General features: G+C 71.5%; 22 protein-coding genes. 5 read left to right on the plus strand and 17 right to left on the minus strand.

Annotated elements, in window-relative coordinates:
- Positions 1 to 131: 131 nt before the first annotated feature.
- The 6 genes from ACH4VX_RS13480 to ACH4VX_RS13505 form a co-directional block, all read right to left on the minus strand.
- On the minus strand, positions 132 to 1253 hold the full coding sequence (locus tag ACH4VX_RS13480) for an LOG family protein (protein WP_398367531.1): 1122 nt from the start codon (positions 1251 to 1253) through the stop codon (positions 132 to 134).
- Positions 1254 to 1446: 193 nt separating this feature from the next.
- Entirely contained in the window at positions 1447 to 1854 is a 408-nt protein-coding gene (locus ACH4VX_RS13485) for a VOC family protein (RefSeq protein ID WP_398367532.1), read from the minus strand.
- Positions 1855 to 1966: 112 nt separating this feature from the next.
- Positions 1967 to 3277 (minus strand): hypothetical protein, encoded by a 1311-nt coding sequence (locus tag ACH4VX_RS13490; RefSeq protein ID WP_398367533.1) that lies wholly within the window; start codon positions 3275 to 3277, stop codon positions 1967 to 1969.
- Complete coding sequence (locus ACH4VX_RS13495; protein ID WP_398367534.1) at positions 3259 to 4008, minus strand: ABC transporter ATP-binding protein; 750 nt, start codon at positions 4006 to 4008, stop codon at positions 3259 to 3261. Before ACH4VX_RS13495 ends, ACH4VX_RS13490 begins: the two co-directional genes overlap by 19 nt.
- Positions 4009 to 4226: 218 nt before the next feature.
- A complete protein-coding gene (locus tag ACH4VX_RS13500) occupies positions 4227 to 5600 on the minus strand; it encodes an aspartate aminotransferase family protein (protein WP_398367535.1) in 1374 nt (457 codons plus the stop codon).
- Between the two features lie 2 nt (positions 5601 to 5602).
- The gene (locus tag ACH4VX_RS13505; RefSeq protein WP_398367536.1) at positions 5603 to 6121 is read right to left on the minus strand and encodes an Lrp/AsnC family transcriptional regulator; all 519 of its coding nucleotides are present in this window, start codon (positions 6119 to 6121) and stop codon (positions 5603 to 5605) included.
- 207 nt (positions 6122 to 6328) lie between these two features.
- Here ACH4VX_RS13505 and ACH4VX_RS13510 point away from each other — a divergent pair, with 207 nt between their 5' ends.
- Positions 6329 to 7768 (plus strand): gamma-aminobutyraldehyde dehydrogenase, encoded by a 1440-nt coding sequence (locus ACH4VX_RS13510; RefSeq protein ID WP_398367537.1) that lies wholly within the window; start codon positions 6329 to 6331, stop codon positions 7766 to 7768.
- Between the two features lie 109 nt (positions 7769 to 7877).
- Positions 7878 to 8399 carry a hypothetical protein gene (locus ACH4VX_RS13515; RefSeq protein WP_398367538.1) on the plus strand — a complete coding sequence of 174 codons (522 nt, stop codon included), beginning with the start codon at positions 7878 to 7880 and terminating at the stop codon, positions 8397 to 8399.
- On the opposite strand, the gene ACH4VX_RS13520 is transcribed toward ACH4VX_RS13515, so the two are convergent.
- The 3 genes from ACH4VX_RS13520 to ACH4VX_RS13530 all read right to left on the minus strand — a co-directional run bounded on the left by ACH4VX_RS13520 (position 8392) and on the right by ACH4VX_RS13530 (position 11488).
- A complete protein-coding gene (locus tag ACH4VX_RS13520) occupies positions 8392 to 9546 on the minus strand; it encodes a serine hydrolase domain-containing protein (RefSeq protein WP_398367539.1) in 1155 nt (384 codons plus the stop codon). The genes ACH4VX_RS13515 and ACH4VX_RS13520 overlap by 8 nt on opposite strands.
- Positions 9547 to 9695: 149 nt before the next feature.
- Entirely contained in the window at positions 9696 to 10406 is a 711-nt protein-coding gene (locus ACH4VX_RS13525) for a glycerophosphodiester phosphodiesterase (RefSeq protein ID WP_398367540.1), read from the minus strand.
- Positions 10407 to 10426: 20 nt separating this feature from the next.
- Positions 10427 to 11488 (minus strand): adenosine deaminase, encoded by a 1062-nt coding sequence (locus ACH4VX_RS13530; protein ID WP_398367541.1) that lies wholly within the window; start codon positions 11486 to 11488, stop codon positions 10427 to 10429.
- Between the two features lie 166 nt (positions 11489 to 11654).
- Here ACH4VX_RS13530 and ACH4VX_RS13535 point away from each other — a divergent pair, with 166 nt between their 5' ends.
- On the plus strand, positions 11655 to 12371 hold the full coding sequence (locus ACH4VX_RS13535) for a DUF4190 domain-containing protein (protein ID WP_398367542.1): 717 nt from the start codon (positions 11655 to 11657) through the stop codon (positions 12369 to 12371).
- Between the two features lie 75 nt (positions 12372 to 12446).
- Here ACH4VX_RS13535 and ACH4VX_RS13540 read toward each other — a convergent pair whose 3' ends face one another.
- The 3 genes from ACH4VX_RS13540 to ACH4VX_RS13550 all read right to left on the minus strand — a co-directional run bounded on the left by ACH4VX_RS13540 (position 12447) and on the right by ACH4VX_RS13550 (position 18271).
- The gene (locus tag ACH4VX_RS13540; RefSeq protein WP_398367543.1) at positions 12447 to 13892 is read right to left on the minus strand and encodes an aldehyde dehydrogenase family protein; all 1446 of its coding nucleotides are present in this window, start codon (positions 13890 to 13892) and stop codon (positions 12447 to 12449) included.
- A gap of 283 nt (positions 13893 to 14175) precedes the next feature.
- The gene (locus tag ACH4VX_RS13545) at positions 14176 to 15732 is read right to left on the minus strand and encodes a PucR family transcriptional regulator (RefSeq protein ID WP_398367544.1); all 1557 of its coding nucleotides are present in this window, start codon (positions 15730 to 15732) and stop codon (positions 14176 to 14178) included.
- 127 nt (positions 15733 to 15859) lie between these two features.
- Positions 15860 to 18271, minus strand: a complete 2412-nt coding sequence (locus ACH4VX_RS13550; protein ID WP_398367545.1) for an ATP/GTP-binding protein — start codon at positions 18269 to 18271, stop codon at positions 15860 to 15862.
- A gap of 285 nt (positions 18272 to 18556) precedes the next feature.
- Here ACH4VX_RS13550 and gabT point away from each other — a divergent pair, with 285 nt between their 5' ends.
- Both gabT and ACH4VX_RS13560 read left to right on the plus strand, forming a co-directional pair.
- A complete protein-coding gene (gene gabT / locus ACH4VX_RS13555; RefSeq protein ID WP_398367546.1) occupies positions 18557 to 19891 on the plus strand; it encodes a 4-aminobutyrate--2-oxoglutarate transaminase in 1335 nt (444 codons plus the stop codon).
- Positions 19892 to 20324: 433 nt separating this feature from the next.
- Entirely contained in the window at positions 20325 to 20975 is a 651-nt protein-coding gene (locus ACH4VX_RS13560) for a phosphatase PAP2 family protein (protein WP_398367547.1), read from the plus strand.
- A 13-nt stretch (positions 20976 to 20988) separates the two neighbouring features.
- On the opposite strand, the gene ACH4VX_RS13565 is transcribed toward ACH4VX_RS13560, so the two are convergent.
- The 5 genes from ACH4VX_RS13565 to ACH4VX_RS13585 are packed head-to-tail and all read right to left on the minus strand — an operon-like array spanning position 20989 to position 26640.
- Complete coding sequence (locus tag ACH4VX_RS13565; RefSeq protein WP_398367548.1) at positions 20989 to 22407, minus strand: NAD(P)/FAD-dependent oxidoreductase; 1419 nt, start codon at positions 22405 to 22407, stop codon at positions 20989 to 20991.
- A gap of 36 nt (positions 22408 to 22443) precedes the next feature.
- Positions 22444 to 23271 (minus strand): ABC transporter permease, encoded by an 828-nt coding sequence (locus tag ACH4VX_RS13570; protein WP_398367549.1) that lies wholly within the window; start codon positions 23269 to 23271, stop codon positions 22444 to 22446.
- Positions 23272 to 24198 carry an ABC transporter permease gene (locus tag ACH4VX_RS13575; RefSeq protein ID WP_398367550.1) on the minus strand — a complete coding sequence of 309 codons (927 nt, stop codon included), beginning with the start codon at positions 24196 to 24198 and terminating at the stop codon, positions 23272 to 23274.
- Positions 24195 to 25388: an ABC transporter ATP-binding protein gene (locus ACH4VX_RS13580; protein WP_398367551.1), complete on the minus strand. Its 1194-nt coding sequence runs from the start codon at positions 25386 to 25388 to the stop codon at positions 24195 to 24197. The genes ACH4VX_RS13575 and ACH4VX_RS13580 overlap by 4 nt, the downstream gene beginning before the upstream one ends.
- A 4-nt stretch (positions 25389 to 25392) precedes the next feature.
- Positions 25393 to 26640 (minus strand): spermidine/putrescine ABC transporter substrate-binding protein, encoded by a 1248-nt coding sequence (locus tag ACH4VX_RS13585; RefSeq protein WP_398367552.1) that lies wholly within the window; start codon positions 26638 to 26640, stop codon positions 25393 to 25395.
- Positions 26641 to 26665: the final 25 nt, after the last annotated feature.

Here is a 26665-nt window from a genome sequence, read left to right on the forward strand (position 1 = left end):
GAGCGTAAATGCGGGGGGTGGAGGGAGTGTTGATGGAGCATCAGCACTCCCGTACGGCTCTCAGGTCTATAAGCGCCGCATAAGTAGTGTCAACGCATATGCCTACAGTGGCGCCGGGCTTTACCTTCTTATTAACCGCCCAGACGTTTCAAGGCCTCCGGGGCCTCTTCGATCCGGTCGACCAGGGCGATCCGGGCCTCCATCGAGCGCTCCCGGGCGAGCGACCGCAGCAGCGGCCAGGCCGGCAGCCTCTCCGTCCAGTGCGCCCGGTTCACCAGCACCATGGGCGTGGGCTCACCGCGCGACCCGTAGTAGTTCGGCGTCGCGTTGTCGAAGATCTCCTGTACGGTGCCGGCGGCGCCCGGCAGGAACACCACGCCCGCGTCGCAGCGGGCCAGCAGCCCGTCCTCACGGGTGGCGTTGGCGAAGTACTTCGCGATGTGCGAGGCGAAGGCGTTCGGCGGCTCGTGGCCGTAGAACCAGGTGGGGATGCCGATCGAGTGGTTGCCCTTCGGCCAGCGGGTGCGCACCTCGAAGGCGGCACGCGCCCAGTCGGTGATCGACGGCGTGAACGAGGGCGCGGAGGCGAGGAGTTCGCAGGCCTCGTCCAGCACGGCGTCGTCGTACGGGGCCGCGTAGGCGCCGAGGTTCGCCGCCTCCATCGCGCCCGGACCGCCGCCCGTCGCCACCGTGAACCCGGCATGGGTCAGCGCCCGCCCGAGCCGGGCGGCACCCCGGAACTCCTCGGTGCCGCGGGCCATCGCGTGACCGCCCATCACGCCCACGACCCGCGCCCCGCGCAGGAGTTCGTCCAGGGCGTCGGACATGGAGTCGTCGTGGACCGCGCGCAGCATGGAGGCGAAGATGTCGCCGTCCGCCTTGGTCCGCTGGAACCAGGTGTAGGCCAGCGCGTCCGGGGTCGCCTCGTAGCCCTTGTCGAGCGAGGCGAACAGGTCGCCGGGCGTGTAGAGATGCCCCCGGTACGGGTCGAAGGGCAGGCCGGGGACGGGAGGGAGCACCAGGGCGCCGTCGGCGCGGAGCTTCTCCGCCGCGTCGGGGCGCATCCGGCAGCCGAGGAAGACGGCCCCGGCGGTGTCGTGGGTGAGCAACTCCCGTGTCCGGTCGGTCAGATCGACGGACTGGACACGGAATCCGGAGAGTGTGTTGCGGGACGAGACGATCGCGTCGAACTCCTCGAGCGTCTCTATCTCGCGGTCCCCGTGATGGGCGGCATGGGCGGGACTCGTCTGCACCCGCCCATGCTAAGGGGGCGTCGTTCGGACCAGGCCGGCTTCGGGCGACGGTGCCTCGTGGCCGACCCGGGCGCGGTCGAGCGTGGGGAGCCGGCAACCGGCGCCGACGCCGCTCGGCGCCCTCCGGGAGAGTGCGCGCCGGGTCCGCGGCCCCGGCAGGATCCGAGCGGCACTCCCTGGACCCGCGTGTGCGTCAGCCCTGCACCGCGGCCGGGTCCATCCAGATGACCTCCCAGGTGTGGCCGTCGAGGTCGTCGAAGGCGCGGCCGTACATGAAGCCGTGGTCCTGGGTCTCGCCGGCGACCGAGCCGCCCGCCGCGACGGCCTTCTCCACCAGCTCGTCGACCTTCTCGCGGCTCTCCGCGCTCAACGCGAGCAGCACCTCGCTGCTCTTCGTGGAGTCCACGATCTCCTTCTTGGTGAACTCCGCGTACTTCTGCCTGGTCAGCAGCATTGCGACGATCGTGTCGCTGATCACGACCGACGCGGCGGTCTCGTCGCTGAACTGCGCGTTGATCGAGTAGCCGAGCTCCGTGAAGAACTTCTTCGAGGCGTCGAGGTCGTTGACGGCCAGGTTCACGAAGATCATCTGCTGGTACATGGCGGGGCCTCTTCCGTTCGGTTCCGTAGCGTTCGTGGGGGTAGACCGGGGGCCCGCGCGGAACTCATCGGCCCGCGGAGATCTTTTTCGGACCGGTTCCCGGATGCCCCGTTCAGCGGGCCAGCGGCCACGCCGACAGCTCGGCCACGACCAGGGTCAACGGTCCGAACAGGGCGAGCAGCGCACCCGCGCGGAGCACGGCGGCCCGGCGCAGCGTTCCCGTGGCCGCCCCGAGGCGCCGCAGCGCGGCGGTGGTGCCGGCGCGGGACTGCTTGGCCTCGACGGCGGCCGTCAGCAGCGTCGCCGTCGTGCAGCCGGCCACCAGCAGCACTCCGAGCACGACGAGCGGGCCGGCGGACGCGTCCTCGCGGTCGTGCAGCGAGGCCATGGCGTACGCGGCCGACAGCACCGCGCAGACCACGCCCAGCGGGCGTCCGATGCGCGTGGCCTCGGCCATCAGGACCCGCCCGGCCAGCAGACGCAGCGCGCCGGGCCGTGCCGTCTGCAGCAGCCTGCCGCACAGATGGGTGAGACCGGGACCGGCCAGGGCGAGACCGACGGCGGTCAGGGCCAGACCGAGCAGCGCGGAGGGCCGGTCACCCGGCGTGCCCCCGCCGCCCGTACGGCTCGCGAAGGCCTCCACGGCCAGACCGACCGCCAGCACCGCGATCCCCCACGGCAGCCCGGACGGCGGTGCGAGCGGTACGGCGGGCCCGGCGTCGGCGGCCGTCCCGGGGACCTCCTCCGCCGCGCCTTCCCGCTCCGGTGCCGCCTCGGCCGTACGCCGGCCGCGCGCCGCCGTACCCAGCTGCTTGCCGAACCGTCCGTACGCCCCGAACGACTCGCGTACCGCCGTACGCCGGTACGCGCCGAACCGGCCGTACGCCCGTCCCGCGCGGGACGCGCCCGCCGCCGGCCGGCGCGGCCGCAGCGCCACCGCCACGGCCGCCGACGCACTCAGCGGCACAAGTGCCAGCAGGGTCAGGACGGCCGGCAGCGGAAGCGGCCGTCCGGCGGCGAGGAAGTCCGTCGCGGCGCCGTCGAAGGGCATGCCGGTGAGGTCGCCGCGCAGATGGAGGAAGACCAACAGGGCCAGCATCGAGCCCAGCACGCAGGACAGCGCCGTGGCGGCCGCGGAGAGCGCCATCAGCCGGGCGGGACCGAGACCGATCGCCGACAGACCGGGCCGGGGGCGGGTGCCCGGATCGGTGCGGGCGACCGCGACCGCGAAGTGCACCGTGGCCGCCAGCGGGACCGCGCACCAGGCCAGCCGGAGTGCCGAGGAGGACGGGCCGGGGTGGCCCAGCGCGTGGCCGAGGGCGCTGAGCAGCAGAAAGCCCGTGCCCGCGGACGCGGACGCGACCAGGAGACGGCGCAACTGGACGGCGGGGTGGGCGCCTCGGGTCAGACGGAGAGCGAGCATGCCGCCCGGCCTTCCGTCTCGGCCGTCCCGGCGACCGGCGGCAGATGTACGGTGCGCACGCGTCGCCCGTCGAGCAGCGACACCGTGCGGTCGGCGAGGGCCGCGGTCTGCGGGTCGTCGGTCGCGAGGACCACCGTGATGCCGTGCGAGCGGGCCGCGGTGGTGAGCGTGCGCAGCACGTGGGTGCGGTCGACGCGGTGCAGCGGGGCGGTCGGCTCGTCGGCGAACAGCACCGAGGGCGCCGGGGCGAGGGCGCGGGCGACGCAGACCCGCTGCCGCTCGGCCTGCGTCAGCTCCCCGGGGTGCTTGCGGGCGCTGTCACCGATGTCCAGGCGCTCCAGCCACTCCAGGGCCGCCGTCCTGGCGCGGCGCCGTCCGGTGCCGCGCAGCATCAGCGGCAGGGCGGCGTTCTCCCAGACGTTCAGCTCGGGCACCAGCACCGGGGCCGGGCCGATCCAGCCGAAGCGGTCCCGGCGCAGCCGCTCGCGGGTGAGGGAGCTCATGGTGTGCACGGGCACGCTGTTGAACCAGACCTCGCCGCTCTTCGCGGGCAGCAGTCCGGACAGACAGTGCAGCAGGGTCGTCTTGCCGCTGCCGCGCGGGCCGCCGACGGCGAGGATCTCGCTCTCCCGGACGCCGAGCGAGACCCCGCTCAGTGCGGGCGAGCCGTCGTCGTACCGGTAGTGCAGGGCTCGTGCCCAGAGCACGTCGTTGTCCGGTGGGGCCACCATGGGCGTACACCTCGGTTCGGATCGGAAGGGCCGTGCGCGGTTCGGGTCAGTCCCCCGTCCGGGGGAACGAAGGCAGGGCCGATCGGTCACAGGCACGCTAGGCAGGCCGCGGCGGGAGGCCGGACAGCACGCGGCCCCGGGCGCCCGTTTCTCACTCGAACGGGCGGCACCGGGGGTGGTGTTGATCATCCAAAGGGAAGATCGGAACCTCTGATGGCCTACAGCCTGGTCCACGCCTCCGAGAGGGTCGCGCGCAGGATCTGCTCGATCTCGTCGAAGGTCTCCTGGTTCGAGATCAGCGGCGGGGCGAGCTGGACGACCGGGTCGCCGCGGTCGTCGGCCCGGCAGTACAGGCCGTTCTCGAAGAGCTTCTTCGACAGGAAGCCGTACAGGACGCGCTCGGTCTCGTCCACGTCGAAGGACTCCTTGGTGTTCTTGTCCTTGACCAGCTCGATGCCGTAGAAGAAGCCGTTGCCGCGGACGTCGCCGACGATCGGCAGGTCATGCAGCTTCTCCAGGGTCGCGCGGAAGGCGCCCTCGTTGTCGAGCACGTGCTGGTTGAGGCCCTCGCGCTCGAACAGGTCGAGGTTGGCGACGCCCACCGCCGCCGAGACCGGGTGACCGCCGAAGGTGTAGCCGTGCAGGAAGGTGTTGTCGCCCTTGTAGAAGGGCTCGGCGAGGCGGTCGGAGACGATGCACGCGCCGATCGGGGAGTAGCCCGAGGTCATGCCCTTGGCGCAGGTGATCATGTCCGGCACGTAGCCGAACTTGTCGCAGGCGAAGGTGGTGCCGAGCCGGCCGAAGGCGCAGATGACCTCGTCGGAGACGAGCAGCACGTCGTACTGGTCGCAGATCTCGCGCACCCGCTGGAAATAGCCGGGCGGGGGCGGGAAGCAGCCGCCGGCGTTCTGCACCGGCTCCAGGAAGACCGCCGCCACTGTGTCCGGGCCCTCGAAGAGGATCTGCTGCTCGATCTGGTCGGCGGCCCAGCGGCCGAACGCCTCCGGGTCGTCGGCGTGGATCGGCGCCCGGTAGATGTTGGTGTTCGGGACCTTGTGCGCGCCCGGGACGAGGGGCTCGAACGGGGCCTTCAGGGCCGGCAGGCCGGTGATGGACAGGGCGCCCTGCGGGGTGCCGTGATAGGCCACCGCGCGGGATATGACCTTGTACTTGGTCGGCTTGCCGACGAGCTTGAAGTACTGCTTGGCGAGCTTCCAGGCGGTCTCCACCGCCTCGCCGCCGCCGGTGGTGAAGAAGACCTTGTTGAGGTCGCCCGGCGCCTCGTGCGCGAGCCGCTCCGCCAGCTCCACGGCCTTGGGGTGGGCGTAGGACCACACGGGGAAGAAGGCCAGCTCCTGGGCCTGCTTGGAGGCGGTCTCCGCGAGTTCCTGACGGCCGTGACCCGCCTGCACCACGAACAGGCCCGCGAGACCGTCGAGGTAGCGCTTGCCCTTGTCGTCGTAGATGTGGGTGCCCTCACCCCGGACGATGGTGGGGACGGGGGAGTTCTCGTACGAGGACATGCGGGTGAAGTGCATCCACAGGTGGTCGTACGCGGACTTGCTGAGGTCCTTGGGGCTGTCGGTGCTCACGATTATCGGGTTCCCCACATGTAGGTCTGCTTCTTGAGCTTGAGGTAGACGAAACTCTCGGTGGAGCGCACTCCGGGAACGGCCCGGATGCGTCCGTTGATGACCTCCAGAAGGTGGTCGTCGTCCTCGCAGACGATCTCGACCATGAGGTCGAAGGACCCCGCGGTCATCACCACGTACTCGCACTCGTCCATGACGGTCAGCGCGTCGGCCACGGACTCCACGTCGCCCTCGACGTCGACCCCGACCATCGCCTGGCGGCGGAAGCCCACGGTGAGCGGGTCCGTGACGGCGACGATCTGCATCACGCCCTGGTCCAGCAGCTTCTGCACCCGCTGGCGCACGGCCGCCTCCGACAGGCCCACGGCCTTGCCGATGGCGGCGTACGGCCGACGGCCGTCCTCCTGGAGCTGCTCGATGATGGCGAGGGAGACGGAGTCCAACTGGGGACCGCCGCCGTTCTTGGACTCGCGGGAGTCCTTCGGGTCTGCGCTTCGACTGGCCACGGTGCCACTGTGCACGACGTATCGACAGTTTCGCAAGGCTCGATCGATGAAATTCGTTGTCTGTGACGCCCTCTCATGCGGATTTCGCAGGAGCGGGGCCGGTGGGGGTGTTGAAAACATCAGCTGTCGGTCTAGGGTGGGTGTCTCAGAGGTTGGACACTCGACATTTCTCGACACCCCAGACACCTCGGACACCCACGAGGAACACCAGGAGGGCCTGCAGTGAGCACCGAGCTGCGTCGTCTGCGCAATTACATCGGCGGTGAGTTCCGGGACGCCGCCGACGGCCGGACCACCGAGGTGGTCAACCCCGCGACGGGCGAGGCGTACGCGACCGCTCCGCTGTCCGGGCAGGCGGATGTGGACGCCGCGATGGCGGCCGCCGCCGAGGCGTTCCCCGGCTGGCGCGACACCACCCCGGCCGAGCGCCAGAAGGCCCTGCTGAAGATCGCGGACGCCTTCGAGGAGCGCGCCGAGGAACTCATCGCCGCCGAGGTGGAGAACACGGGCAAGCCCACCGGGCTGACCCGCACCGAGGAGATCCCGCCGATGGTGGACCAGATCCGCTTCTTCGCGGGCGCGGCGCGGATGCTGGAGGGCAAGGGCGCCGGCGAGTACATGGAGGGGCTGACCTCCTTCGTGCGCCGTGAGCCGATCGGCGTGTGCGCCCAGGTCGCCCCCTGGAACTACCCGATGATGATGGCCGTGTGGAAGTTCGCCCCGGCGATCGCCGCGGGCAACACCGTCGTCCTGAAGCCCTCGGACACCACCCCCGCCTCCACGGTCCTGCTCGCGGAGATCCTCGGCTCGATCCTGCCCAAGGGCGTCTTCAACGTCGTCTGCGGCGACCGTGACACCGGCCGCCTGATGGTCGAGCACCCGACCCCGGCGATGGCGTCCATCACCGGTTCGGTGCGCGCGGGCATGTCGGTCGCCGAGTCCGCGTCCAAGGACCTCAAGCGGGTCCACCTGGAGCTGGGCGGCAAGGCCCCGGTCGTCGTCTTCGAGGACACCGACATCGCCAAGGCCGTCGAGGACATCTCCGTCGCGGGCTTCTTCAACGCCGGCCAGGACTGCACGGCCGCCACGCGCGTGCTCGTCCACGAGTCGATCCACGACGAGTTCGTCTCCGCGCTCGCCAAGGCCGCCGCCGACACCAGGACGGGCATGCCGGACGACGAGGACGTCCTCTTCGGCCCGCTCAACAACCCCAACCAGCTCAAGCAGGTCGAGGGCTTCATCGAGCGGCTGCCGGCGCACGCGCGCGTGGTCGCCGGCGGCAAGCGCGTCGGCGACAAGGGCTTCTTCTACGCCCCGACCGTCGTCTCCGGCCTCAACCAGGACGACGAGATCGTCCAGAAGGAGGTCTTCGGCCCGGTCATCACCGTCCAGCGCTTCGCCGACGAGGACCAGGCCGTCGAGTACGCCAACGGCGTCGAGTACGCGCTGGCCTCCTCGGTGTGGACCAAGGACCACTCCCGCGCGATGCGGATGTCCAAGAAGCTGGACTTCGGCTGCGTGTGGATCAACACGCACATCCCGCTGGTCGCGGAGATGCCGCACGGCGGCTTCAAGAAGTCCGGCTACGGCAAGGACCTCTCGGCGTACGGCTTCGACGACTACACGCGCGTCAAGCACGTGATGACGTCCCTGGACGGATAGGAGTCCAAGCGCGTCGGCCCCGGACGGTGAACCACCGCCCGGGGCCGACGTGTCTCCACGGGCGAACCCTGTTTTTGAACATGTTCAACTCTCGGCGTACGCTGCTGTCATGAGCGACAGAGCCGCCCTGCTCAAGGGCATTCGCGCCTGGCTGGTCTTCTTCGTCGTCTGCCTGGTGCTCAGCGGTGCCACGGCCTTTCCGCTGGTGCACGAACTGCGCTGGACCGAGGACCTGCTCCGGTCCCTGTCGGCGCCGGAGCACCTACCCGCCCTCATGGACTGGATCGAGCGCGTACGCCAGGGGCTCGACACCGCCGACGCCGAGTACCCCTTCCTCCTCTACGGCACCGACTGGCTCGCCTTCGCGCACCTCGTGATCGCGGTCGCCTTCCACGGCCCCTACCGCGACCCCGTCCGCAACATCTGGGTCGTCGAGTTCGGCATGATCGCCTGCGCCGGCATCATCCCGCTCGCCCTCGTCTGCGGCCCGGTCCGCGGCATCCCCTTCTGGTGGACCGTCATCGACATGGCGTTCGGCGTGTTCGGCGTGATCCCGCTGTACGTCGTACGCCGGAAGATCAAGCGGCTGGAGGCGCTCACGCCGAACACGGCGCCGGCGCTCGCTACTTGAGGGCGGCCTCCCGGATCCGCTCGGCGACCGGGTTCGGTGTCGTGTCCTTCGCGTCGGTGTCGGAGAGCGAGTACACGAGGGTGAGGCTCAGGTCCTCGGTCGCGGCGACCGCCGTGCTGTAGCCGGGGCGGCCGCCGGTCTTGAGCCAGTAGACCGTTCCCTCGTGCTCCCAGCGGGTCAGGCCCGCACTGTAGGCGGCGCCCTCGATGCCCGCCGGGACCGTGAACATCTCCCGCAACTGCGGTTCGGGCACGATCCGCCCACTGAAGAGGGCCGTGACGAGCCGTTCCAGGTCGGCGGTGGTCGAGATCATGTCCCCGGCCGCCCAACGATCGGCCACGTTCCACTCGGTGACGTCGACGAGCCGGGTCGTCCCGTCCGCCAGGGGCACCGCCTGGTAGCCGCGGTGGTGCGGTCCGCGGATGCGGGGGTCGGTGCCGGGGAAGTACGTGTGCCGCATCCCGGCGGGACGCAGCACCAGCCGGGTGGCCTCGGAGGCGTACGACCGCCCGGTCACCTTCTCGATCAGCATGCCGAGAATCGTGTAGTTGATGTTGAGGTACTGCTGCCGCTCACCGGCGGTGAACGCCGGCCCCTTCGCGACCGCCGACGCCACGACCCGCTGCGGGGTGAGCGTGTCGTAGCGGTGCGCGTACAGCTCCTCGAAGGTGTCGCCCCAGCTGTCGCCCGGCTGGATGCCGCTGGTGTGGTTCAGCAGGTTCCGTACGGTGACGGGCGTCTCGAAGTCGGGGCCGAGCAGGCCGGGCAGGTAGCGCTCGATGGACGCGTCGAGATCGACCTCGCCCTGGGCCGCCAGTCGGAGGACGGCGGCGGCCGTCACCACCTTGGTCGTCGAACCGGCCCTGAACCGCGCGTCCGGGTCGGCAGCCCGGCCGCTCACCAGGTCCCGCACCCCCGAACTGCCCTGCCAGGAACCCTCGGTGCCGCCCAGCCGGACCAGTGCGGCGGTCGTGGCCGCGTCGGGCAGCCCTCCGATCGCCTCGCACAGCGCCTTGTTCGACGGGTGGACACTGCACACGGGCGCCCGCGGGGCGGGGGAGGCGAACGCGGGCGCGGCGAGCGGGCCCGTGCCCAGGGCGAGGACGAGGGAGGCGGCGAGAAGGGTGGTACGACGACGGGCGTGCATCGGCTGCTCCTCGGAGGAGTTCGGCGGAGGGACGTGATCATCCTCCGGCGGTGCGGACCGCCTCCGGATCGTCATCAGGGAGGGCGCCCGCCCTGGCGCATCCCCAACCAACTCCCCTGGGCATACAGGTAAGTTGTCAGGGGTTGCCCCTAAGGTGCCTGCCGCCCCGGCCGGCCGCCGGCCGCACGCAGCGCGCACAGGACGTCGATGCGGTTGGTGGTGATCGAGTCGACGCCCAGGGCCAGCAGACGGCGCATGGAGCGGCGGGTGTCCGGGGTCCAGACGGACAGCAAATAACCGGCGTGGTGGACGCGGTCCGCGAGAGCGCGGTCCACCAGGCCGAAGCGGTAGTTCAGCCAGCGCGGGCGGATCGCCTCCAGCAGACCGGTGCGGGCCGGTGCCAGGGTCGTACGCGTGAGCGCGATCTCGGCGGACGGGTCCGCCGCGCGCACGGCGAGCATGGCGGGGGCGCCCGCGCAGTAGTAGACGCGGTCCTGGGCACCCCGCTCGCGCACGGCGTCCACGACCCGGCGCACCGCGCGGACGTCCGGCGCGCCGGGCAGGTCGATCATCACCCGGCCGCCGTCCGTCGCCGCCAGCGCGTCGGAGAGCGTGGGCACCCCGTCGTCCGTGACCCCGCGCACCTCCTCCCACGACAGCGACAACAGCGGACGGTCGTGCTCCCAGAGCCGCTTCAGCGTGTCGTCGTGCAGCAGCACCGGGACGCCGTCCCGGGTGAGGCGCACGTCGACCTCCACCGCGTCCGCACCCCGGTGGAGCGCGGAACGCAGCGAGGCGAGGGTGTTCTCGCGGACGCGGTAGGGGTCGCCGCGGTGGGCCACGGCGGTCACGTTCTGCATGGCGGCCCTTCGCGGGGTGGTCAGGAGGCGAACCAGGACGAGGTGTAGGCGTCGATCTCGGCGGCCAGCCCCGCCTTGCCCGCCGGGTCCATGAACGACGCCTCGACCGCGTTCTTCGCCAGGCCGGCCAGTCCCCGCTCGTCGAGCTCCAGCAGCCGCGCGGCGACCGCGTACTCGTTGTTGAGGTCGGTGCCGAACATCGGCGGGTCGTCGGAGTTGACGGTGACGAGCACGCCGGCCCGCGTGAACTCCTTGATGGGGTGCTCGTCGAGGGTGGCCACCGCGCGGGTGGCGATGTTGGAGGTGGGGCACACCTCCAGCGGGATGCGCTGCTCGGCCAGGTGCCGGAGCAGCTCGGGGTCGCGGGCCGAGCTGGTGCCGTGCCCGATGCGCTCCGCCCCCAGCTCGCCCAGCGCGTCCCACACCGTCTCCGGTCCCGTGGTCTCACCGGCGTGCGGCACGGAGTGCAGTCCGGCGGCGATCGCGCGGTCGAAGTACGGCTTGAACTGCGGCCGGGGCACGCCGATCTCGGGTCCGCCGAGACCGAAGGAGACCAGGCCCTCCGGACGCAGCCGGTCGTCGGTGGCGAGCCGCACGGTCTCCTCGGCGGACTCCAGCCCGGCCTCGCCGGGAATGTCGAAGCACCAGCGCAGCACCGTTCCGAACTCGGCCTCGGCCGCCTTGCGGGCGTCCTCGATCGCGTCCATGAAGGCACGCTCGTCGATCCCGCGCCGGGTGGAGGAGAACGGGGTGATGGTCAGCTCGGCGTACCGCACCTGCTGCCGGGCCAGTTCACGCGCCACCTCGTAGGTCAGCAGCCGTACGTCCTCGGGGGTGCGGATGAGGTCGACGACGGACAGGTACACCTCGATGAAGTGGGCGAAGTCCGTGAAGGTGAAGTAGTCGGCCAGGGCCTCGGGGTCGGTGGGAACCTTGGAGTCGGGGTGGCGGGCGGCCAGCTCCGAGACGATGCGGGGGGAAGCGGACCCGACGTGGTGCACATGCAGTTCGGCCTTGGGCAGCCCGGCGATGAAGGCGTGCAGGTTGCGTGGGACGCGCGGCTCGACGAGACGGTCGGTCAAGGGTTCCTCCCCGGAACGGCGTCCCGGGGCCGCACGGGCGGCGGGACGCGGGTGATCGGCTGATCGATGACTCGGGGTCATCGTAGGCGGTGAGGGGGTGCGGGACGGCTCGGGGCGGTGGAGCCGTAACATGGCCGGACGATCGAGGGCCAAGGGGTAACTCCAGATGACGGACGCGACGCAGCCGGGCGGGGACACGGGAGCCGGCGATCCCTGGGCAGCTCCGGAGGACAGGACCTCACCGGACAAGGACCGCACGTCCGCCGCCGGCCGGCCGCCGCAGCCACCGGCCACGCCGACGGTCGCCGACGGACTGTCCGCGCCGCAGCCGCCGTCCGTGCACGACCAGCCCACCGTCGTGGGGATGCCGGGTGCCGGCTTCGTCCCGCCCGCCGGGGGCATGCCCCCGGGCGGCAGCGCGCCGTACGACACCCAGGGCTCCGTGCTGCCCCCGCCGCCCGTCGCGCCCACCGGCCCCGGCGCACCGGGCGGTTACGGATACCCCGGCTACCCGGCGGGCTACGGCTGGCCCGGCATGCCGATGCAGCGGCAGAACGGCATGGGCGTCGCGGCCATGGTGCTCGGCATCCTGGCCTGCTGCCTGTTCTGTCTGTACGGCGTGGTCTCCGTCGTCCTCGGCATCCTCGCCATCGTCTTCGGCATCAAGGGCCGCCAGAAGGCCGAGCAGGGCCTGGCCGACAACCACGGGCAGGCCCAGGCCGGCCTGATCACGGGCATCATCGGCCTCGTCCTCGGCATCGCCGTGATCGTCCTGATAGCGATCGGCGTCGTAGCCGCCATCAACAGCGAGGAGGACAGCTGGGAGGACGAGGACTACTACGGCGCCCACCGCCCGGCCGTCACCGCTCCCGCCTTCCGCTGACCACACCGGTCGTCATGGACCGACGGCCCGAGCCCCCGCACAGCGGGCTCGGGCCGTCGGTCTGTCGGAGGCGGGTCAGAGCGCGAGGCCCGTCAGGACCATCACCCGCTCGTAGGTGTAGTCGTCCATCGCGAACTTCACGCCCTCGCGGCCCACACCGGACTGCTTGGCGCCGCCGTACGGCATCTGGTCGGCGCGGTAGGAGGGCACGTCACCGATGACCACACCGCCGACCTCCAGCGCGCGGTGGGCGCGGAAGGCGGTCCCCAGGTCGTGGGTGAACACGCCCGCCTGGAGGCCGTACTTGGAGTCGTTGACGGCGGCGAAGGCCGCGGCCTCCCCGTCCACCTTCTGCACGGTCAGCACCGGTCCGAAGACCTCCTCGCGGGAGATCGTCGCCCCGGCCGGTACGTCGGTGAGCACGGTCGGCGCGTAGGAGGCGCCGTCGCGCTTGCCGCCGGTGTGCAGCGTGGCGCCCGCGGCGGTGGCCTCGTCGACCCAGGACTCCACGCGCTGCGCGGCGGCCTCGCTGACCAGCGGGCCGACGTCGGTGGCGTCGTCGTTCGGGTCGCCGGTGACCTGTGCCTCGACGGCGGCGACGATGCGCGGCAGCAGACGGTCGTACACGGACGCGTCGGCGATCACGCGCTGCACGGAGATGCAGGACTGGCCGCCCTGGTAGTTGGAGAAGGTCGCGATGCGCTGCGCGGCCCGGTCCAGGTCCTCGTCGCTCGCGAAGTCGGCGAGGACGACGGCCGCGCCGTTGCCGCCCAGCTCCAGGGTGCAGTGCTTGCGCGGCACCGAGTCCATGATCGCGTAACCGACCGTCTCGGAGCCGGTGAAGGAGATCACCGGCAGCCGCTCGTCCTGGACCAGGGCGGGCATGCGGTCGTTGGGAACCGGGAGGATGCTCCAGGAGCCGGCGGGCAGCTCGGTCTCGGCGAGCAGCTCACCCAGGATCAGGCCGGAGAGGGGCGTGGCGGGCGCCGGCTTCAGGATGATCGGGGCGCCCGCGGCGATCGCGGGGGCGATCTTGTGGGCGCACAGGTTCAACGGGAAGTTGAACGGTGCGATGCCGAGGACGACGCCCTTGGGGAAGCGGCGGGTGAAGGCGAGCCGGCCCTGGCCGCCGGCGTCGGTGTCCAGGCGCTGGGCCTCGCCGCCGTTGAAGCGGCGGGCCTCCTCGGCGGCGAAACGGAACACGGAGACGGCGCGGCCGACCTCTCCGCGGGCCCACTTGACCGGCTTGCCGTTCTCGGCGGAGATCAGGCGGGCGATCTCCTCGGTGCGCTCGACGAGGCGGCGGCTGACGTGGTCGAGGGCGGCGGCGCGGGCGTGGGCGGGGGTGGCGGCGAAGTCCTCGCGGACGGCGTGGGCGGCGGAGACGGCGTCTTCGACCTGGGCGTCGGTGGGGACGCTCACCGTGCCGACGGTGTGGCCGTCCCAGGGGGAGGTGACGTCGAAGGCGGTCTCGCCGGTGGCCTGGCGGCCGGCGAGCCAGAAGGCGGTGGTGGAAGTCATGTGCGGGTTCCGGCCCTTCCGCGGTTGGGGGTTGGTCCTGGGGTGTGGGGTCCACGGTAGGGGCGGGGTGCTCGCGGGGGGTTTGTCCGGGACGTAGTGGTGGGGGGTGGGGGTTCGACGGTTTGGCGGAGTGGGGACGGGGTTCGGTTTTCGCCCCCGTCGTCCCTTCCCGTCCCCGGGGCTGCGCCCCGGACCCCCATCGGCCCTGGACGGGCCTTGTCCTCAAGCGCCGGACGGGCTGGAAGCGGCGCACCGGCTGGAAGTGGCGGACGGGTTGGTTGTGCTAGTCCGACGTTGTCGCCTTCAGGGCCAGCCACAGCTCCATGCGGGTGTCCGGGTCGTCGAGGGAGCGGCCGAGGATTTCCTCCACCCGGCGCATGCGGTAGCGGAGGGTGTGACGGTGGACGCCGAGGTCGGCCGCCGCCGCGTCCCATTGGCCGTGGCGGGAGAGCCAGGCGCGGAGGGAGGCGACGAGGTCGCCGCGGCCCGTCGCGTCGTGTTCGCGCAGGGCGCGCAGCAGCCCGTCGGCGAACGCCCTGACCGCGTCGTCGGCGAGCAGCGGCAGGACCGATCCGGCGGCCATGTGCTCGTGCTCCACCAGCACCCTCCCCCGTCGCCGCGCCACCGAAAGCGCCTGTTCGGCCTGCTTGTAGGCGGCGGCCGCGGCGATCGGTCCGGCCGGTGCGGACAGCCCGGCGACCAGTTCGTCGTCGTCGGCCTTGCGGGCCGCCTCCCGCGCGGCGGCGTGGTCGCAGCAGGCGGCCACGGCGGCGCCGCCGTCGCAGGCCAGTATGACCAGCCGGTTTCCCTCCGGCACGGCCAGGACCACCTCCCCGGAGCGGGCGGCGGCGGACTCCGCGACCTCGGCGAGGGCTCCGAGAGCCTCACCGCTCGCCTCGCCCCCCGCGGCCACGATGATCCGGAAGGGCGCGTCGAGCAGGTCGCCGTACAGGTCCCCGGCCACCGCGCGGGCGTGGTCCGGTTCCCCGGCGAGCAGCATGCGCAGGACGGCGGCGCCGATGCGCTGCTCGGCGGCGTGCAGGGAGCGGGAGCGTTCCGTGGTCAGGGTGAGCAGGGCGATCGCGGAGTGGACCGCGTACCGTTCGGCGGTGCCCGGGGCGGCGGCCGTGCCGACGGCGAGCGCCGCGCGGGGACGCCGGCCGGTGCCGAGGGAGTGCAGTTCGACCCGGTCCTCGTTCTCCGGGCCGGCCACGACCGAGGAGGCGGGCGCGGGCCGCTCCCGCAGCCGGGTCACGTCCGGGGTGAGCCGCGCGGCGCGCCGGCCCGCCCACTCCGGTGCCGTGGCCACGACGGCGCCCGAGGCGTCGTACAGCGCGGCCCACCCGTCGACCTGGGCGGCGAGCGCGGCCAGCAGGCCCGTCGGCCCCTCGGCCAGCGCCTGTCTGGTCAGTTCCCGCTGGGCCGCGAAGCCCGCGGTCACCGCGCGGTACTGGTCGGCGGCGATGGCGGCGGACACGGCCTTGCTGATCGCGAGGAAGGGGGTGCGGCGCGGCACCTCGAGGAGCGGCAGCGCCTCCTCACGGGCCGCTTCGACGAGAGCGTCGGGGATGTCCTCGTAGTGGACGCCGACGGCGAAGCCGAGCCCGACGACCCCCGCCCCTGCCAGCCGCCTCACATAGCGGCGCATCGCCTCCCGGTCCTCCGCGTCGAGCTTCAGCGCGGTGATCAGCAGGAGCTCCCCGCCCTCCATGTAGGGCACGGGGTCGGCGAGCTCGCTGGCGTGCGCCCAGCGGACCGGCACGTCGAGGCGGTCCTCGCCCGCGCGCACGGTCAGTTTGAGCGCGGAGTGGTGGACGAGCGAGGCGAGCGTCGGGGGCATGGGTGCCTTGAGCCTTCGGGTCTGCGTCGGGTGTGTGAGAACGCGCTGATCTTTTGGCCGCCGCGTATGAACGGTTCCTGTCGATTCTGCCTCACTGTACGGTTCCCGGCTGCCCCGACCGGACGGCTCACTCCCGGAGGTCCACCAGCAGCGGCGGCGTGTGCTCGCCCTCGACGGTCGTCAGTGACAGCACCGCGTGTCCCGGCGGCACCGTGTGTGCCAGCTCCGAAGCCGACCACCGCTCCCGCTCGACCTGCCGCACGGTGACCGCGTCCGTGGTCACCGCCTTGCCCGTCAGCCGCCTGCGCAGCGCGTGGATGACCCGGGTCATCGGCTGGTCGGCGAAGACCGTGTGCTTGGCGACCTCCGTCGTCTCCACCCACTCGGTGCCCCAGGCCTGCGCGAACCGGCTGCCGTCCCACGTGGTGACGCCGCAGAAGGCCATACGGCAGCCCACCGCTCCGTAGAGCGGGCCGTGCAGCGCCTCGGGGACGTCACCGATGGTGCGCAGGGCGAGCAGCACGCCCGCGTTCTGCGAACGCAGCCGCTGGATGCGGCGCACCGACTCCGCGGTGACCGTGCCCGTCGCGTCGTCCAGGACCAGGCAGGCGAAGTGGGCGCGCCGGCCCTCCCGGACGACGGCGTGGAACTGTGCGAGGACCAGCCGGGTGATCAGCCGTCCGGCCTCCTCGTGGCCGCGTTCGGGCAGGTCGATCCGCACCCGCAGGGGGTGGTGGGCGACCGCACGCAGCGAGAACGGCCTGCCGGGACCGCCCCCGCCGAAGAAGTCCGCGAACACCGGCCGGTCCAGCAGCGCCAGCCGGTCGGCCAGGGTGCGGCCCGCGTCGCCCGGCGCACCGGTCTGCCGGACGCGCGCGTCGAGCTCGCGGCGCATGACGTCGTTCCCGCTCGCGGCGAGCGCCTCCCGCAGCGGGACCAGCGTCCTCTCCTCCCCCTCCAGCAGCTCGCGCAGCTCCGGCAGGGTGGGGAAGCGGCCGTGCACCGCCCGGAAGGGGCCGAGCAGCTGCGCCAGCGCGGTGGCGGCGCCCTGCGCGCCGATCGTGTCGAGGTCGCCCACCAGCGCCTCGGCGAGGATCGCGGCCGCCTCGTCCGGATCGTCGGACTCGGCGTACGGGTCGAGGTCGTGCACCGAGGACGGATCACCGATCCGCACGATCACGTCGAAGGCGTCGTCCGCGCCGAGCGGGCTGCCGGCGGCGCAGACGGCGACGACGGCGCAGCGCCCGGTGAGCGCCTGCAGCGCGAGCGCCTCGGTCACCGGCTCGACGAGGGTGCGGGTCTTGCCGGAACCGGAGGGGCCGATGGCGAGCAGCGAGGTGCCGAGCACGTCCGGACCGAGGGCCGCCCCCGCGTCGTGGTACGGCTGGGGAGCGCGCTCGGCCGCCACCCAGCGGCCGATGCGCACCTGACCGGCGAGCAGGTCGTGACGGGCGGTCCGGCGCGGCAGGTCCCGGGCGCCGGAGGGGTGCGTCCGGGCCGCGCCGCCCTGGCGCAGGACGGTGTCGCGGAAGGTGTCCAGTGCGGCGGTGCGCCGGGCGACGTCGAAGGCGTGCTCGACGCGGATGCAGTCGACGTCGTTCATACGGTCGCCGGCGACCTCGGCGGTGAGCAGCTCGGCGGCCTCGTGCTGGCCGGCGTCGCGGAGGGCCGGCCACTGGGAGCGGGGGCGGACGGGCACGGAGGTGCTGGGGGCGGTGCTCGCCGGGCGGGGGGCGAACCGCTCCCTCGCGTACGGCAGCCAGGCCCCCAGGCGGGCGAACGGCCACACCACGAGCAGCGTGACGACCGTGTACAGCGTGTTCGTGAAGAGGCGGGAGGCCATCGGTTCGTAGCTGTCCGTGAGGAGCACGGTCAGGGAGAGCAACGGGTCGACGACCGGCACCGTGGACCATCCGAAGCCCGGGAAGGCGTCGGGGAAGACGAGACCGAGGGCGACGAGGGCGAGGCCGGCGGAGACCAGGACCTGTACGGGCCGGGACATGCGGTTCATGTAGTGACGGACGATGGCGCGCCAGCTGCCGAGCACGCCGACCGCGAGAACGAGCGCGGCGAAGAAGAGGCCGTCGGCGAGCAGCAGGGCGTGCTCCGCGGGGCGCCCCACCGCCCAGCCCTCGACCGGCTTGGGCGTCAGCGAGAGCTGGTACCACCAGTCGTTCGGCGTGAACATCCGCAGGAGGGCGCTCTTGTACGGGAAGTAGCCGCTGCTCCAGAGGGACCACACCCCGAGCGCCAGGACGAGCGGGAGCAGCATGCCGACGACAGTCACCGGAGCAAGGCGTTCCGGGATCTCCTTCGGACGATGGCCGTACCGCCAGATCCCGGGCCGGGCGGCCGGCCTCGTCTCGTCGAGCCAGGCGGCGACGCCGGACGGGGGACCGGGGGCCCGTCGGGGCACGGGTGGCACCCCCGGCGCCCGGCTCGGCCGTGGTGGCACCGTCGGCACGTCCGGTGGGCCCGCCGGGCGCGGTACGGGGTTCGCATGCGTGCCCCGTGCGTCCTGGGTACCGTCGCTGTCCATCGCCCTTGCCCCCTGAGCAGCCGCTCCATCCGCCATCAGCGAGTCAATCTAACGCCCCGGCAGACGGAGTCCACCTCTCACGTGGCCGAGGCCGGGCGGGGCGGGCCGCACGTGCCCGGGGAGGCACGATGGCCCGCGGCCGCGCACGCGTCACCCCCGCTATGTCCACCACGGACAACCCCACCCCCCGGACAGCGCCCACATGGAGCATGCCCAGCCCCCGCTCACCGCCCTAGCCTGCGAGAAAAGAACGCACGTGTCCGAAACACCCCCCAGGAGCCCCGCATGACCGCACTTCCGCAGGAGCGCCGCGTCGTCACCGCCATCCCCGGACCGAAGTCGCAGGAGCTGCAGGCCCGCCGCACCGCCGCGGTCGCGCAGGGCGTGGGCTCCGTACTGCCCGTGTTCACCACCCGCGCGGGCGGCGGCATCATCGAGGACGTCGACGGCAACCGGCTGATCGACTTCGGTTCCGGCATCGCCGTGACCTCCGTCGGCGCCTCCGCCGAGGCCGTCGTCCGCCGCGCCTCCGCCCAGCTCGCCGACTTCACCCACACCTGCTTCATGGTCACGCCGTACGAGGGCTACGTGGCCGTCGCCGAGGCGCTCGCCGAGCTGACCCCGGGCGACCACGCCAAGAAGTCCGCGCTGTTCAACAGCGGTGCCGAGGCCGTCGAGAACGCCGTCAAGATCGCGCGTGCCTACACCGGGCGGCAGGCGGTCGTCGTCTTCGACCACGGCTACCACGGCCGCACCAACCTCACCATGGCGCTGACCGCGAAGAACATGCCGTACAAGCACGGCTTCGGTCCGTTCGCGCCCGAGGTGTACCGCGTTCCGGTCGCCTACGGCTACCGCTGGCCGACGGGTGCGGAGAACGCGGGTCCGGAGGCCGCCGCGCAGGCCATCGACCAGATCTCCAAGCAGGTCGGCGCCGAGAACGTGGCCGCGATCATCATCGAGCCGGTGCTCGGCGAGGGCGGCTTCATCGAGCCGGCCAAGGGCTTCCTGCCCGCGATCAGCGAGTTCGCCAGGGACAAGGGCATCGTCTTCGTCGCCGACGAGATCCAGTCCGGCTTCTGCCGCACCGGCCAGTGGTTCGCCTGTGAGGACGAGGGCATCGTCCCGGACCTGATCACCACCGCGAAGGGCATCGCCGGTGGTCTGCCGCTGGCCGCCGTCACCGGCCGCGCGGAGATCATGGACGCCGCCCACCCGGGTGGTCTGGGCGGCACCTACGGCGGCAACCCGGTCGCCTGCGCGGGTGCGCTCGGCGCGATCGAGACGATGAGGGAACTCGACCTCAACGCGAAGGCGAAGGCGATCGAGGCCGTCATGAAGGCCCGGCTCACCGCCATGGCCGAGAAGTTCGACGTCATCGGCGACATCCGCGGCCGGGGCGCGATGATCGCCATCGAGCTGGTCAAGGACCGCGACACCAAGGAGCCGAACCCCGAGGTGACGGCCGCGCTGGCCAAGGCCTGCCACCAGGAGGGCCTGCTGGTCCTGACCTGTGGCACCTACGGCAACGTGCTGCGCTTCCTGCCCCCGCTGGTCATCGGCGACGACCTGCTGGGCGAGGGCCTCGACATCATCGAGCAGGCGTTCGCGCGCATCTGAGCCGGCGTCGGGGCAGGTGAGCCGCCCCGGACCGGCCGCCGGGACCGGAGAGCGGCAGAGCGTGTGAAGAACGTGTGCGGGGTGGATGACAGGACCCTGTTGGCCCTGTCGCGGGGCCACCCCCTGTCGTAGGTTTCTTCGCGGATGAGAGATACACCCCGCCCACAGGGAACTGTGGGTGGTTCAGGCCGGGGCCTCCCCAGCTTCGACCTGGTCGTGCCCTCGCGCACACAAACCGGGGCCTGAAGGCTTCGGGTCTCCTCACGATCGGACGGTCGCCCGCCCCAAACCCCCCGGGGCGCGCGACGTTCCGGTCCGGACGGCCGTCCGGGCACCTCACACGGCAAGCCGTTCCCCGAAGGGCCAGTGCACACCCCCCCTTTGCACTGGCCCTTCGGCGTGTGCCGGGCCCCCACCTGCGAAGCTGTGCACCATGCTGCTGCTGGGACCGCCCGTTCTCCTCTTCGCGCTGATCACCTGGCAGGTCGTCGCCGACGGTCCGCTGGTGGGCCTCGACGAGCGGCTGAGCCGGGCGCTGGTCCATCCGGACCGGGCCTCCGAACTGCTCGCCGACCTCGGCAACGTCCAGGTCGCCGTGCCGGTCCTGGCGATCGCGCTGGCGTACGTCGCCCGGCGCGGGCGTGCCACAGGTACGGACCGCTGGTGGCTGCCGCCCGCCGCCGGGCTCCTGGCGATGATGCTGGTGCCGGCGCTGGTCGCGCCCTTGAAGGAGTGGACCGACCGCCCCGGCACCCCGGCCGTGCCCCCGGCGGTCGGCTACTACCCCTCCGGTCACACGGCCACCGCCGTCGTGGCGTACGGCGCGGCGACGCTGCTCCTCCTCCCGCTGCTGCGTTCGCCGGCGGTGCGTCGCACGCTCGTCGTGGCCTGCGCCGCCCTGGTCGTCGGCGCCTCGTTCGGGCTGGTGCGCCGGGGCTACCACTGGCCGTTGGACGTGGCGGCCAGCTGGTGCCTCGGCGCGGTGCTGCTGATCGGCCTGTGGCTGCTGGTCGGCCGGGGCGGCCGCCGGAGACCCGCCGGGGCTCCCGGCCCTCGAACCGGTACCGGATCGAGGGCCGGCTGACCGGCCTGGCGGCTCAGCTGTCGAAGCCGAGGCCCAGCCGGTCCATCGTGCGCAGCCACAGATTGCGGTGCCCGCCGTGTGCGTCCGCCCTGGCCAGGGACCACTTGGTGAGGGCGATGCCGGTCCAGGCGAACGGCTCCGGCGGGAAAGGCAGCGGCTTTCTGCGCACCATCTCCAGTTCCGTGCGTTCGGTCCGTTCCCCCGCCAGCAGGTCCAGCATCACCTCGGCGCCGAAACGGGTGGCACCGACGCCGAGCCCCGTGTAACCCGCCGCGTACGCCACCCTCCCCGCGTGTGCCGTGCCGAAGAACGCCGAGAAGCGGGAGCAGGTGTCGATCGCGCCGCCCCAGGCGTGGGTGAAGCGCACGCCCTCCAGTTGCGGGAAGCAGGTGAAGAAGTGCCCGGCGAGCTTGGCGTACGTCTCCGGCCGGTCGTCGTACTCGGCACGCACCCGGCCGCCGTACGGATAGACCGCGTCGTAGCCGCCCCACAGGATCCGGTTGTCGGCGGACAGCCGGAAGTAGTGGAACTGGTTGGCGCTGTCCCCGAGGCCCTGCCGGTTCTTCCAGCCGACCGACGCCAGCTGGTCGGCGGTGAGCGGCTCGGTCATCAGGGCGTAGTCGTAGACCGGGACGATGTAGGAGCGGACCCGTCTGACCAGGTTGGGGAAGACGTTGGTGCCGAGCGCGACCGTGCGGGCGCGGACCCCGCCGTACGGGGTGCGTACGGCCATGCCGGCGCCGTACGGCCGCAGGGTCAGCGCCGGGGTGTTCTCGTGCACGCGGACGCCGAGGTCGAGACAGGCCCGTTTGAGACCCCAGGCGAGCCTGGCCGGGTTGACCATGGCCACGCCCCGGCGGTCGTACAGGCCCGCGCGGAAGGTGGGTGAGTCGACCTGCTCCCGCACGGCCCCGGTGTCCAGGTACTCGACGCCGTCGGCGAGGCCCTCGGCCCGGATCTCCTCGTACCGGTCCTTGAGCTCCCGGGCCTGGTACGGCTCGGTGGCGACGTCGATCTCACCGGTGCGTTCGAAGTCGCAGTCGATGGAGTGGCGGGCGACCGTCTCCTCGATGGCGTCGAGGTTGCGGGCGCCCAGCCGCTCCAGGGCGTGGATCTCGTCCGGCCAGCGGGCCAGTCCGTTGGACAGGCCGTGGGTGAGGGAGGCGGCGCAGAACCCGCCGTTGCGGCCGGAGGCGGCCCAGCCCACCTCGCGGCCCTCCACCAGCACGACGTCCCGCGCGGGGTCGCGCTCCTTGGCGATCAGCGCGGTCCACAGCCCGCTGTAGCCGCCGCCGACGACCAGCAGGTCGCAGGTCTCGGTGCCGGTCAGGGCGGGCTCGGGTCCGGGCCTGCCGGGATCGTCCAGCCAGTAGGGGACCGGCCGGGCTTCGGAAAGGGATCTCGTCCAACGGCTCATGGCGCTCGGGGCCATGATTTCAACTCCCTACAGGGGACAGCGGCTGTGTTTCTATGCCTTCTGCCGGTTACGGCGGTTGCCGACGACCATGGAGAACAGGACCAGGAGAACGGCGATGACGAACATGGCCGTACCGATGACATTGACCTGTACGGGAGTTCCGCGCTGCGCGGAGCCCCAGACGAACATCGGGAAGGTGACGGTCGAGCCGGCGTTGAAATTGGTGATGATGAAATCGTCGAAGGAGAGCGCGAAGGCGAGCAGCGCGCCCGCCGCGATTCCGGGGGCGGCGATCGGCAGCGTGACCCGGAGGAACGTCTGGACCGGGCCGGCGTACAGGTCCTGCGCGGCCTGCTCGAGGCGGGGGTCCATCGACATCACGCGCGCCTTCACGGCGACCACGACGAAGCTGAGGCAGAACATGACGTGGGCGATCAGGATCGTCCAGAAGCCCAGCTGGGCACCCATGTTGAGGAACAGGGTGAGCAGCGAGGCCGCCATGACCACCTCGGGCATCGCCATCGGCAGGAAGATCAGCGAGTTCACGGCGCCGCGGGCACGGAAGCGGTAGCGGACCAGCGCGAAGGCGATCATCGTGCCGAGGAGCGTGGCACCGAGCGTCGCCCACAGCGCGATCCGGAGGCTGAGCGTCAGCGAGCCGCACATCCCGGAGACACCGCAGGGATCTCGCCAGGCCTCGGTGGAGAACTCCTGCCACTGGTAATTGAAGCGCCCCTTCGGATTGTTGAAGGAGAACACCGTGACGACGACGTTCGGCAGGAGGAGATACGCGAGGGTCAGCAGTCCCGCGATGACGACGAGACGGCGCTTGAGCCAGTTGACGCTCGTGCCGAATATACGACTCTGTCGTGTGTCCATTTAAACCAGATCCTCCGTCCCGGACCTGCGAATGTAGAGGGTGACCATGATGAGGATCGCGGCCATCAGGATGAACGAGAGCGCCGCCGCCGTCGGATAGTCGAGGATCCGCAGGAACTGCGACTGGATGACGTTGCCGACCATGCGGGTGTCGGTGGAGCCGAGCAGGTCCGCGTTGACGTAGTCGCCGGTGGCCGGGATGAACGTCAGCAGCGTGCCGGAGACCACGCCCGGCATCGACAGCGGGAAGGTGACCCTGCGGAAGGTGGTCGACGGCTTGGCGTACAGGTCGTTCGCCGCCTCGTGCAGCCGGGGATCGATCCGCTCCAGCGAGGTGTAGAGCGGCAGGATCATGAACGGCAGGAAGTTGTACGTCAGACCGCAGACCACCGCGAGCGGCGTGGCGAGCACCCGGTCGCCGACGGTCCAGCCGAGCCACGCCGTGACGTCCAGGACGTGCAGCGTGTCCAGGGCGCCGACCAGCGGACCGCCGTCGGCGAGGATCGTCTTCCAGGCGAGCGTGCGGATCAGGAAGCTGGTGAAGAACGGCGCGATCACCAGGATCATGATCAGGTTCCGCCAGCGTCCCGCGCGGAAGGCGATCAGATACGCCAGCGGGTAGCCGAGCAGCAGGCACAGCACGGTCGCGGAGGCCGCGTAGAGCACCGAGCGGACGAACTGCGGCCAGTAGTCGGACAGGGCGTCCCAGTAGGTGGCGAAGTGCCAGGTGACCTGGTACCCCTCCTCCAGGGAGCCCGTCTGCACGGACGTGGAGGCCTGGTAGATCACCGGCAGCGCGAAGAACACGGACAGCCAGAGCAGGCCGGGCAGCAGCAGCCAGTACGGGGTCCAGCGGCCCCGCTTGCGCGGTGGTTTCCGCTCCGGCGGGGCGGGCGCCAGGGGCGGCGCCTCGGCGACCGTCGTCATCGGGCGACCTCTTCCTCGACCGTCTCGACGCCCGCGGAGCCCACTGTCCCGGCAAGCAGGGACTGGGCCGCGTCCAGGCCGAAGGTGTGCGCCGGGTTCCAGTGCAGGACCACCTCGGCGCCGGGCGCCAGCCGGGCGTCGCGGTCGATGTTCTGGACGTACACCTCGAAGTCGGCGCAGACCGGGCTGTCGACGACGAACTGCGTGGAGACGCCGATGAAGCTGGCGCCGGCGATCCGGCCGGTGATCCGGTTGCGGCCCTCGGGTATCCCGCCGGCGTCGTCGGTGTGGGTGAGGGAGATCTTCTCCGGGCGCACCCCGACCAGCACCTTGCCGCCGGTCGTCGTGGGCGCGCTGTTGCGGGCCTCGGGCAGCACCAGCTTGCCGCCGCCCGCCTTGAGGATGATCTCGTCGCCGGACCTGGTGTCGACCTCGGCCTCGATGAAGTTGGAGGTGCCGAGGAAGTTGGCGACGAAGGTGGTCCGCGGATTCTCGTACAGGTCGGTGGGCGGGCCGAGCTGCTCGACCCGGCCGACGTTCATCACGGCGACCGTGTCGGCCATGGTCATGGCCTCCTCCTGGTCGTGCGTGACATGCACGAAGGTGATGCCGACCTCGGTCTGGATGCGCTTGAGCTCCAACTGCATCTGGCGGCGCAGCTTCAGGTCGAGGGCGCCGAGCGGTTCGTCGAGCAGCAGCACCTTGGGGTGGTTGATCAGCGCGCGGGCGACGGCGACGCGCTGCTGCTGGCCGCCGGAGAGCTGGTGCGGCTTCTTGCGGGCCTGTTCACCGAGCTGCACCAGCTCCAGCATCTCCTCGACCTGCTTCTTCACGCTCTTGATGCCGCGCCGGCGCAGACCGAAGGCGACGTTCTCGAAGATGTCGAGGTGCGGGAAGAGGGCGTAGGACTGGAAGACCGTGTTCACCGGCCGCTTGTACGGCGGCAGCGCGGTGACGTCCTGGTCGCCGAGGTGGACGGTGCCGGACGTGGGCTCCTCCAGGCCGGCGATCATCCGCAGGGTGGTGGTCTTGCCGCAGCCGGACGCGCCGAGCAGGGCGAAGAAGGAGCCCTGCGGCACGGTCAGGTCCAGCGGGTGCACGGCGGTGAAGGAGCCGTACGTCTTGCCGATGCCGGTGAGGCGGACGTCCCCGCCGTGGCCGGTCGTGGTGGTGTCTTCGGTCGTCTTCATCTCGTCACGCCCCAGTGAGCTTCGCGAACTTCTCTTCGAATTCCGTTTCTTCCTTGGAGCTCAGGGAGCGGAAGGCACGGGACTTGGCCTGCATGGCCCGGTCGGGGAGGATCAACGGGTTGTTCGCCGCGTCCTCGTCGATCTTCGCGAGGTCGTCCTTCACTCCGTCGACGGGACAGACGAAGTTGATGTAGGCGGCGAGCTCGGCGGCCGGCCGCGGCTCGAAGTAGTAGTCGATCAGCCGCTCGGCGTTCGTCTTGTGCCGGGCCTTGTTGGGGATCAGCATGTTGTCGCTGGACGTCATGTAGCCGCTGTCCGGGATCAGGAACTCGATGTCCGGGTTGTCCGCCTTGAGCTGGACGACGTCACCGGCCCAGGCGAGACAGGCGGCGAAGTCGCCCTTGGTGAGGTCGGCGGTGTAGTCGTTGCCGGTGAAGCGGCGGACCTGCCCCTTGTCGACGGCCTTCTGCAGGCGGGCGATCGCCGCGTCGTAGGCGTCGGCGGCGAACTTCGCCGGGTCCTCGCCCATGTCGAGCAGGGTCATGCCGACGGTGTCGCGCATCTCGGTGAGGAGGCCGACGCGGCCCTTGAGCCTCGGGTTGTCCAGCAGGTCGGAGAGGGTCTTCACCTCGACGCCGTCCAGCGCCTTCTTGTTGTAGGCGATGACCGTGGAGATGCCCTGCCAGGGGTACGAGTAGGCGCGGCCCGGGTCCCAGTCGGGGTTGCGGAACTGGGCGGACAGGTTGGTGAAGGCGTTCGGGAGGTTGGACGGGTCCAGTTTCTGGACCCACCCGAGACGGATCAGGCGGGCGGCCAGCCAGTCGGTGAGGACGATGATGTCGCGTCCGGTGTCCTGGCCCGCGGCGAGCTGCGGTTTGATCTTGCCGAAGAACTCGGTGTTGTCGTTGATGTCCTCGGTGTACTTGACCCTGATGCCGGTGCGCTTCGTGAACGCGTCCAGCGTGGGGTGCTCGCGCCCGCTGTCGTCGACGTCCATGTACTCGGTCCAGTTGGAGAAGTTGACGGACTTCTCCTCCTTCGAGTGGTCCTCCGCCGGGACGCCGCCCTGGGTGTTTCCGGCGGCGGGGATGCCACAGGCGCTCAGTGCGCCGAGCCCGCCGACCATCAGCGCGCTGCCCGTGGAGGCGCGCAGCAGGGAACGACGGCTCAGTGCCGCCCTTCCGTTGCGGAAACTGCGCCGTACAGCGGCCTCCTGGGCCGGTGAGAGGCGGTCGGGCTCGTACTGCTCCATGCGCGTGGTGCCCTTTCGGGAGGGT

The organism is Streptomyces sp. NPDC020731, from assembly GCF_044334705.1.
GTDB lineage: Bacteria > Actinomycetota > Actinomycetes > Streptomycetales > Streptomycetaceae > Streptomyces.

Excerpts from the sequence above, each read along its gene's own strand:
- ACH4VX_RS13540 (WP_398367543.1), bottom strand. The coding sequence starts at position 13,892 with ATGACTTCCACCACCGCCTTCTGGCTCGCCGGCCGCCAGGCCACCGGC.
- ACH4VX_RS13520 (WP_398367539.1), bottom strand. The coding sequence starts at position 9,546 with ATGCACGCCCGTCGTCGTACCACCCTTCTCGCCGCCTCCCTCGTCCTC.
- ACH4VX_RS13575 (WP_398367550.1), bottom strand. The coding sequence starts at position 24,198 with ATGACGACGGTCGCCGAGGCGCCGCCCCTGGCGCCCGCCCCGCCGGAG.
- ACH4VX_RS13560 (WP_398367547.1), top strand. The coding sequence starts at position 20,325 with ATGCTGCTGCTGGGACCGCCCGTTCTCCTCTTCGCGCTGATCACCTGG.
- ACH4VX_RS13515 (WP_398367538.1), top strand. The coding sequence starts at position 7,878 with ATGAGCGACAGAGCCGCCCTGCTCAAGGGCATTCGCGCCTGGCTGGTC.
- ACH4VX_RS13580 (WP_398367551.1), bottom strand. The coding sequence starts at position 25,388 with ATGAAGACGACCGAAGACACCACCACGACCGGCCACGGCGGGGACGTC.
- ACH4VX_RS13485 (WP_398367532.1), bottom strand. The coding sequence starts at position 1,854 with ATGTACCAGCAGATGATCTTCGTGAACCTGGCCGTCAACGACCTCGAC.
- ACH4VX_RS13525 (WP_398367540.1), bottom strand. The coding sequence starts at position 10,406 with ATGCAGAACGTGACCGCCGTGGCCCACCGCGGCGACCCCTACCGCGTC.
- ACH4VX_RS13570 (WP_398367549.1), bottom strand. The coding sequence starts at position 23,271 with ATGGACACACGACAGAGTCGTATATTCGGCACGAGCGTCAACTGGCTC.
- ACH4VX_RS13535 (WP_398367542.1), top strand. The coding sequence starts at position 11,655 with ATGACGGACGCGACGCAGCCGGGCGGGGACACGGGAGCCGGCGATCCC.
- ACH4VX_RS13565 (WP_398367548.1), bottom strand. The coding sequence starts at position 22,407 with ATGGCCCCGAGCGCCATGAGCCGTTGGACGAGATCCCTTTCCGAAGCC.
- ACH4VX_RS13545 (WP_398367544.1), bottom strand. The coding sequence starts at position 15,732 with ATGCCCCCGACGCTCGCCTCGCTCGTCCACCACTCCGCGCTCAAACTG.
- ACH4VX_RS13585 (WP_398367552.1), bottom strand. The coding sequence starts at position 26,640 with ATGGAGCAGTACGAGCCCGACCGCCTCTCACCGGCCCAGGAGGCCGCT.
- ACH4VX_RS13495 (WP_398367534.1), bottom strand. The coding sequence starts at position 4,008 with ATGGTGGCCCCACCGGACAACGACGTGCTCTGGGCACGAGCCCTGCAC.
- ACH4VX_RS13490 (WP_398367533.1), bottom strand. The coding sequence starts at position 3,277 with ATGCTCGCTCTCCGTCTGACCCGAGGCGCCCACCCCGCCGTCCAGTTG.
- ACH4VX_RS13550 (WP_398367545.1), bottom strand. The coding sequence starts at position 18,271 with ATGGACAGCGACGGTACCCAGGACGCACGGGGCACGCATGCGAACCCC.
- gabT (WP_398367546.1), top strand. The coding sequence starts at position 18,557 with ATGACCGCACTTCCGCAGGAGCGCCGCGTCGTCACCGCCATCCCCGGA.